This is a genomic window from Chryseobacterium sp. VD8, assembly GCF_037149975.1.
Lineage (GTDB): Bacteria > Bacteroidota > Bacteroidia > Flavobacteriales > Weeksellaceae > Chryseobacterium > Chryseobacterium indicum.
This window is the reverse complement of record NZ_JBBCQL010000202.1, coordinates 1-8434: the sequence shown is the minus strand read 5'-3', so window position 1 is coordinate 8434 and position 8434 is coordinate 1. Positions and strand designations below refer to the sequence as shown.

The following is an 8434-nucleotide window of genomic DNA, read 5'->3' as shown; positions in this document are numbered from 1 at the left end:
AGGGTGAATTCCCGCCAGCTCCTCGCCTTCTTTGATTATTTCTTCATAGGTTGTGGAAAGCACTTCTGCCGAAATATCGCCATCTACAATTTCACAAATGTCTTTGTAATGCTGCAAAACAGCTTCTTTCCCGCTGATTCCTTCTTTTGCCATCAGGGACGGATTGGTAGTTACACCATCAAGAATTCCCAAATCCTGCGCCTCTCTTATCTGCTCTAAATTGGCAGTATCGATAAAAAATTTCATATGTAGATTTTTATTGATTATTTTTTGACTAACTGTTTGATTTTTAGTTTTGATTGCTGCTCCATCATCAACAGTCAGTTTGTCATTCTGCAAGAATCCAGATATTTATTTGCCTTTGAGTTTCCTGCTGAATGACAAACGAGATTTTAAACATCTGATTATTATTGAAGCCCATTTTAATTAAGTGTTAAATTTACACTTAATTTATAAAACAAACAACTTCCTTTCTTAAAAAGATTTAGAAAGTTATTTGTTTAAATTAAAGAGATTGATTAATTGTGATGTCCCATATTGAGCTTAATTTTCTTGAGATCTTCAAGCTGGTGGACAGGTTTTTCAATATCAGCAGGAATTGGTCTTTTGGAAAAAGTCTGAAAATACAACAGACACGCATCTTTCCACCAAACGGAATCATCTGCCTGAATTTTCAGTTTGTCCTGAATCTCTGAGAATCTTTCTGCATCAACGTAAGGTTTCACAGTTTCCCAAGTTTTCTGATACACTCTCACGCCTTTCACTCCTGATTCATATTTGTAACAAAGTTCCTTCCAAAGCGTTTTTCCGTCTTTCATTTTATAATCCCAGGGAACGTGGTGGAACCAAAGAATAAGGTTCTCAGGTGTTGTTTTAATATTCCCGTAGATTTCGTTAAGCGGCGGAAAATACTGTGAAACCGCATTGCTTCCTGTTTTTGTTCTGTCGAATCCGATTCCTTCTGCATTCGCCTGATGATAATACACCGGCGACCAATCGGGTCTTCCTCCTTTGTAATCACCCCACGGTTCCGGACCGTAATGATGTCCGCCAGCAAAAATGTGATGAAGACCAAGCGGCATCATATAATCGACGGCTGTTTCACGGGAAGTAAGCATGATTTCTTTGACCGGATTTACAAAGTTTTTCTGATCTGTAAAGGTCATTTTAATCCATTCATCTGCAATCTGTTCCGAAGTTAAATTGTGATTCCACGCCAAACGTCCGAACGCATACCAATTGGCTTGGGCAAAATGATGTCCTGTCCAGTTTTTATCTTCTCCGATATTGGCAACTGCAGCAATGGCAGTAAGTTTTGCAGGTCTTAATGTTCCGTCTGTAATTTTAGCAATAGTGGAACCTTTTCCATCTGAAAAAGTATCGCTATCTAAAGTTTCTTTGAATAACGGTGCCAGAAAAACCAGATGATTTGCCTGCCCTAAATATTCCTGCGTAATCTGAAATTCAACCATTTCCGAAGTTTTTCTCAATGCTCCAAAAAGCGGGTTAAATGCTTCTCTCGGCTGAAAATCAATCGGTCCGTTTTTAATCTGAATAATCACATTGTCTCTGAATTTTCCATCTAACGGAACAAATTCCAGATGCGCCTGTTTTGCGCGATCTTCTTTGCTCGGGCTGTACACAAATGCTCTCCACATGACGATTCCGCCGTAAGGCTTCAGAACATCCGCCATCATATTCGCTCCGTCTGCGTGGGTTCTTCCGTAATCCTGCGGTCCAGGCTGCCCTTCGGAATTAGCTTTCACCAAAAATCCTCCGAAATCAGGAATCAGTTTGTAAATTTCTGCGGCTTTATCTTTCCACCATTTCTGTACCTCCTGATTCAGCGGATCGGAATTCTGCAGTCCTCCCAAAACTTTCGGTGAAGAAAAATTAACAGACAAATACACTTTAATTCCGTACGGTCTGAAGATATCAGCCAAAATCTTAACTTTCTTCAAATAATCTTCACGAAGCATATTTGGTGAAGCATTGACGTTGTTCAAAACCGTTGCATTGATCCCGATGGACGCATTGGCTCTTGCATATTCTTCATATCGCGGGGAAATCTTACCTGGTAAATCTTCCCATTTCCAAAGTGAATGACCGGCATAACCGCGTTCAATAGTTCCGTCCAAGTTGTCCCAGTGATTGAGAATTCTTATGTCGTAGGAAGGTTTTTCTTCTAATTTCAAATTAGAGAAATTAGTTTTTTGCTGCTGCAAATTTAAAAGATGATAGCTTCCGTACAGTAATCCTAAATCTGTTTTTGCAAGAATGCTGATTTTTTTTGGAGTAGAAACTATTCTGTAACCGTCTTTAAAATTTTCCGGAAATTTGTCGATCTTTAAATCAACAGCTTGTCCGCTCCAATGTTGATTGAGCTCCTTTTTAGCGATTTCAATAGTAGGACTTTTACTGTTTGAATTCACAATATTTCTTGACTTGGGATTTACCGGATATCTTAGCCACAACTGACTCCCGTCTTCAGCCAAAGCCATGAATGGAATGATGAGAAACAGTAATATATAGTGTCGGAAATGTTGCATTATTTTAAATTTTTGCTTTAAATTTCATAGGTTTTAACTACGGCTGTTGAAATATTCCATAGGTTTCACCTATGGCTACTTTTGTTGAACTCTTCGAGTTCTTTAAGAAACAAACTTTGTCAAAGTTTTAGAAGTTACTGCTGGGCTTCCAGTCCTTCAATAGTTTTTATTTTTCCATTTTCATCGTATTCCAATTCAACGAATTTCATGCTTCTCAGCCATGTTCTTCCGCCACTCGGAACAGAATCATGGAAGAACAGATACCATTTATTTTTAAATTCTACAATGCTGTGATGGGTTGTCCAACCTACGACCGGAGTTAAAATTTCACCCTGAAAAGTGAACGGACCGTAAGGATTATCACCTACTGCATAGCAAATCAAGTGCGTATCTCCTGTGGAATACGAAAAATAATATTTACCGTTATATTTATGCATCCATGATGCTTCGAAAAAACGATGTTTATCACCGTGAAGCAATAGGTTTCCGTTTTCGTCAAGAATCACAACATCTTTTGGCTCTTCACCGAACTCAAGCATATCATCGCTGAGCATTACTACTTTTGATGAAATGGCAGGTTCATCTTCGTCAGGAAGAATGGCAGATTCCAGTGCTTTATTGTTTCTGTAACGCTGTAATTGTCCGCCCCAGATTCCGCCAAAATACATATAATGTTTTCCTTCATCCTCAAAAAGACAGGGATCTATGCTGTAACTTCCCATCATCGGATGTTTTTCCGGAACGAATGGTCCGTAAGGTTTATTGCTTACCGCAACGCCGATTCTGAAAATATCATTTTTATCCTTTAGAGGAAAATACATATAATATTTACCGTCTTTAAAAGCCACATCGCAATCCCACAACTGTCTTCCTGCCCAGGGAATATCTTGTACCGAAAGAACAACACCATGATCTGTAACTTCGCTATTTTCCACATCATCAAGGGAAAAAACATGGTAATCATTCATATCGAAATGGTCGCCATTGTCGTTTTCTTCGATCCCGCTTTCGCCGTCATGAGAGGGATAAATGTATAATTTGCCTTCAAAAACGTGTACGGAAGGATCTGCCATATAATCTTTAGGGAAAAGGTATTTTGCTTTGTTCATTTTTTATTTAGATATTTAGATAATAGATTCATAGAATGATAGATTTTTATTCAAACCTATAAGGTTTAATGGCTCTATAATTATTTTTCTTTTGTTAACCCAATGATTTTCTCAACGACAGGTTTTGCCTGATAATTTCTGTCGAATGGCAGCGGATAATCGGTTCTGCCTTTTACCGGGAAATCATTTTTCCAGGATTGATTGTCGGTAACGCCCCACAAAGTGACTCTTCTGATTTTATCCTGATGTTTGATAAATAGTCTGAAGAAATCCAGATAACGGTCTTCCCATTCTTTCGTCACATTTTCCGGTAATCCTTTGGTGTAAGGATTCATTTTTGCTTCATATTCCACCTTATCGGAAACGTTGGCAGAAGTTCCCCAAGGAGAAGGCAGTGAGCTGATTTCCATTTCGGTAACATTTACTTTTACTCCTGCTGCTGCATAATCAGTGATTGCTTTTTCGTATTCTTCCAGTTTTGGAGTGTCAAGTCCTACGTGAGTCTGCATTCCTACGCCGTCAATTCTGATACCTCTGGATTTCAAATCTTTGACGATTTTGGTAACGGTTTTTACTTTTTCAGGAAACCACTCGTTGTAATCGTTGTAGTATAATTCGGCATTTGGATCTGCTTCCTGTGCATACTGAAAAGCTAACGGAATGAATTCTTCCCCCAGAATTTCGTAAAATTTACTTTTGCGGTACGTTCCGTCTTCCATAATCGCTTCATTCACGACATCCCAGCCTTTTACACGACCTTTGTATCTACCGACCAAAGTTGAAATATGGCTTTTCATTCTCTGTTTCAAAACTTCGGGCGAAACATCTTTTCCGTTCTTGTCCACGAAAAACCATTTTGGCAGTTGTGAATGCCAGATCAAGGTATGACCAATGATGAACATTTTATTTTTCTCTCCGAATTCTACGAATTTATCTGCATCACCAAAGAAAAACTGCCCTTCCTGCGGTTGTATAAACATGGATTTCATACAGTTTTCTGCAACGATGGAACTGAATTGTTTTTTGATAATTTCATCAGATTTTACATCGGTACCGTTAATTTGAGGAAGGCTCATTGCTGTTCCGACGTAGAATTTATTTTTGAAAGCATTTTTCAGGGAATCTTTTGATGATGCCGAACTTGCGGTTTTGCAGGAAACGGTCAGGGTTAAAATTCCCAGTAATGCGGCTATTTTTTTCATTTTTAATTTTTTAAAATTTTAAACGCAAAGAGCGCAAAGATTTTTTTGACTACTATACTTTTTTAAGGTTCGCAAAGGCGTTAAACTCAGCTAAGGAATATAAAAAGTTCAGATAAACATTGTTTTTCTAACCTTGACAATGTTTTTAACAGCGAATCTCTCGCAGCCCGGCTTGAACGGAGCTCTTTTTGTGAAGCAAAGCGGAACAAAAAAGCGGGAGTAGAAGACGGATTAAGCTGCCCAAATCATTAAACCTATATTAATCTTCTTTTTTCCTTCTCTCTTTCAGATCCTGCTCGATTTGGGTTTCCATTTTTTTGTTGATTTCGTAGAACATTAGTAATCCACACGCCGCAAAGAACGGAATGGCCGGAAAAATACTGACCAGCATCTGAGCTCCATTCGCTACGGATTCCGGCTGGATCACCTTTTCCGTACCTTCCGAAGAAATGTAGCCGTAATGTCCGATAATAGAGGAAACCAGTGAACTTCCGATGCTTAATCCCACTTTTAACCCCACCATCATGGCGGAAAAAATAATGGCTGTGGCGCGTCTGTTGTTTTTCCACTCGGAATAGTCGGCAACATCGGCAATCATTGCCCAAAGCAGAGGTGTGCTGATTCCGTAGAAAAAGCCGTGAAGAATCTGTGAAAGGAACATCAATGCTACCGATTTCGGCGGATAAAATATAAATGCAACGATAAACAGAGTGGAAATGAACAGTGATGCAATGAACGCGTCCCTTTTTCCATATTTATCGGCAAATCTTTTTGAAAAGGTAATTCCGATGATCATCATGATAATTCCGCCTGCATTAAAGAGCCCGAAACCTGCTGAACGAGGATCTTCTCCGAAGAAATTCATCCCGATGGAACTGAAAAATGCGGTAATCGGTGATATGAAATTTTTCAAAGAAGTTTCATCTACATAATTGTTGAAATAATAGACATAGGAACCTCCTTTCATTGCCAGAGTAATGAAAATCAATGCTGTAACAATCAACATGATAATCCATGGTTTGTTTTTCTTTAAATCTTTCAAATCGGCTCCCAAAGTGGACTCCTGTTCCGGTTTTGGAATCACTCTTTCTTTGGTGGTGAAAAATGTAATGAGCAACATAATGGTTCCAATGATTGCCAACCACGTCATTACGATCTCAATTCCGACTGCTTTATCGCCGTTTCCTGCTGATAAAATGATCGGCAACATAAATACCTGTACAAAAAACTGAGCAAACATCACTGCTACGAAACGGTATGATGAAATACTGTTTCTTTCTTTCATATCGCCTGTAATCACGCCACTTAACGCAGCATAAGGCAAATTATTAGCAGCATATAACAACAATAAAATCGTATATGTTGCCGCTGCATAGATCATTTTTCCCTGATAAGAAAAATCGGGAGTGCTGAATGCAAAAAGTGCGGCTGCGCCCAACGGAACGGCAGAAAATAAAATCCACGGACGGAATTTCCCCCATTTGGTTCGTGTTCTGTCTGCCAAAGCACCAACCATCGGATTGAATCCGAAACCTGCAATCAGTCCGACAATCAAAGTGATGATGGAGGCGTCCTCCGGTTTTAATCCGTAGATATCGGTGTAAAAGTAAGCTAAATACGTAACCAAAGTCTGGAAAACCAGATTGGCGGCTAAATCTCCCAAACTGTAGCCGATTTTTTCAACGACAGATATTTTTTGAGATGAGTTATTCATATGATTGTTGATATTTTTATAATTAATTTTTAAACGCAAAGTCCGCAAAGATTTTTTGACTACTAATCGTTTTTAAGGTTCGCAAAGGCGTAAACTCAGCAAAGGCTTAAAGATTATTCCGTAGTGAAGGGCGATGCAGAAAGTCCGGTTTTGTTTTTGAGGTTTCCATCGGGATTATCTGCCCAATCGTAACGGACAGCAACAGGATTTGTGACCGAATCATTCCAAACTGTAATTGTTTTGCCTTGGATTTTTGCTTTTGCCCAAGACCAGTTTCCATCGGGATTTTTGATGGCAAACCCTTTTAATTCAGCAACGGGAGCAAAATTATCGGTTCCGTTTTTAAAAGAAAGTATAATTTTATTTCCATCGGTTTTCATAGACTGATAAACCGGTCCGTCTGCAACGATGTTTTTTCCGTAAGCCAATTTCATTGCCTGCAACGCAAGCCTGTCTCCTACTGTTTTTTTGTTCAGCGGATGGATGTCATTCCACTCGCCTATATCAATGATTACGGCAAGTCCGGCATTTGGAACCTGTAATGAAACTTTACGCTGCTGGTCTCTTAGCTCCGCCCAGTTGCTTTCGATAGGCTGTGCTTTTGATTCCATGAAATTAGCCAATTGAACGGTGATGAAAGGCATTTCTTTGTTATTGAATTTATTTCTCCAGTCTGTAATCATCGTAGTTAATAAATCGCCGTACTCTTTCGGTTTTCCGGTGTTACTTTCGCCTTGGTACCAGATTGCTCCTGTGATATTATAATTTACTAAAGGATTGATCATCGTATTGTACAATCCTGTCGGCTTCCAGCGGATAAACGTTGTTCCGGGTGCCATTTTTGCCATTTTTGCTCCGATTTTATATTTCCATTCTGATTTTAAATCGATTTTCTGTCCGTCGATTTCAAGGTAATAGGGTTTATCTGCGATGAACTGCCCTTTTCCGCTTCCGTTGGAAACTCTTACGGCAATTAAATTTTTACCTTCCTTCAGAATTCCTGCCGGAACATCGTACCAACGCGGAGGATATTCATAAGTTACGTTTCCGACTTTTGTTCCGTTAATGTACGTTACATCGGCATCTTTAATTCTTCCAAGGTTTAAAAAAGCGGCTTTTCCTGCCTGATTTTTCGTTAAAATAATTTCTTTTCTGAACCAGACCGAACCGTCAAAAGAGCCTTCAGTATCTTCCCAGGAGCCAGGAATTTTCATGGTTTTCCAGTCAGAATCATTCAGATCAAATTTTTCCCAATGTTGGTTTAACCCTAAATCGCTCTGATCTAGTTCTGTATACCAGGATTTGCTTAATGCCTGTTCCGAAGATTCTGTTGATTTTATCAACTCATCATTCTGCCATTTTTTAGCCTCATCCAAATATTCAGGATATTTCTTAAGAGAATTTTCATCCATCCAAGCCTGAATCGGAGAACCTCCCAAACTGGCATGAATAATTCCTACCGGAACTTTATTTTTCTCACTTACATCTTTAGCAAAAAAATATGCAACCCCAGAAAAATTCAGAATGGTTTGAGGATTTGTCGCTTCCCATTTCCCTCCGTCCAATTCAGTCTGAGGTGATTTGAAGTTATATTTTTGAGGAACCGTAAAAAAACGGATGTTCTGATTGTTGGCATTTTTGATTTCGTTTGAATACAACGGCGTCAGTCTGCGCATGGGCAGTTCCATATTAGACTGTCCGGAAGCGAGCCATACATCGCCAATCAAAATATCTTTTAAAGTGATTTCGTTGATAGTCATGGTGTACGGACCGCCTGCTTTTTGTTCTGGAAGTAGAATTTTCCAGTTTCCGTTTTGATCTGCAGTGGTTTTGTAGCTTTTATTGAGGAACTTCACTTCT

General features: G+C 39.2%; 6 protein-coding genes. All 6 read right to left on the bottom strand.

Annotation, left to right across the window (positions count from 1 at the left end):
- The coding region (locus WFK35_RS17770; protein ID WP_336733705.1) for a transaldolase family protein at positions 1 to 246 on the bottom strand (246 nt) is incomplete at its 3' end.
- A 272-nt stretch (positions 247 to 518) separates the two neighbouring features.
- Entirely contained in the window at positions 519 to 2549 is a 2031-nt protein-coding gene (locus tag WFK35_RS17765; RefSeq protein WP_336733704.1) for an alpha-glucuronidase, read from the bottom strand.
- A gap of 134 nt (positions 2550 to 2683) precedes the next feature.
- Positions 2684 to 3658: a glycoside hydrolase family 43 protein gene (locus tag WFK35_RS17760; RefSeq protein WP_336733703.1), complete on the bottom strand. Its 975-nt coding sequence runs from the start codon at positions 3656 to 3658 to the stop codon at positions 2684 to 2686.
- Between the two features lie 80 nt (positions 3659 to 3738).
- Positions 3739 to 4860 (bottom strand): endo-1,4-beta-xylanase, encoded by a 1122-nt coding sequence (locus tag WFK35_RS17755; RefSeq protein WP_336733702.1) that lies wholly within the window; start codon positions 4858 to 4860, stop codon positions 3739 to 3741.
- 259 nt (positions 4861 to 5119) lie between these two features.
- Positions 5120 to 6574 carry an MFS transporter gene (locus tag WFK35_RS17750; RefSeq protein ID WP_336733701.1) on the bottom strand — a complete coding sequence of 485 codons (1455 nt, stop codon included), beginning with the start codon at positions 6572 to 6574 and terminating at the stop codon, positions 5120 to 5122.
- Between the two features lie 113 nt (positions 6575 to 6687).
- Positions 6688 to 8434: sialate O-acetylesterase (locus tag WFK35_RS17745; protein ID WP_336733700.1), on the bottom strand; the 1747-nt coding region annotated here is incomplete at its 5' end.

Coding starts and splice junctions, on each gene's coding strand:
- WFK35_RS17765 (WP_336733704.1), bottom strand. CDS start 2,549: ATGCAACATTTCCGACACTATATATTACTGTTTCTCATCATTCCATTC.
- WFK35_RS17760 (WP_336733703.1), bottom strand. CDS start 3,658: ATGAACAAAGCAAAATACCTTTTCCCTAAAGATTATATGGCAGATCCT.
- WFK35_RS17755 (WP_336733702.1), bottom strand. CDS start 4,860: ATGAAAAAAATAGCCGCATTACTGGGAATTTTAACCCTGACCGTTTCC.
- WFK35_RS17750 (WP_336733701.1), bottom strand. CDS start 6,574: ATGAATAACTCATCTCAAAAAATATCTGTCGTTGAAAAAATCGGCTAC.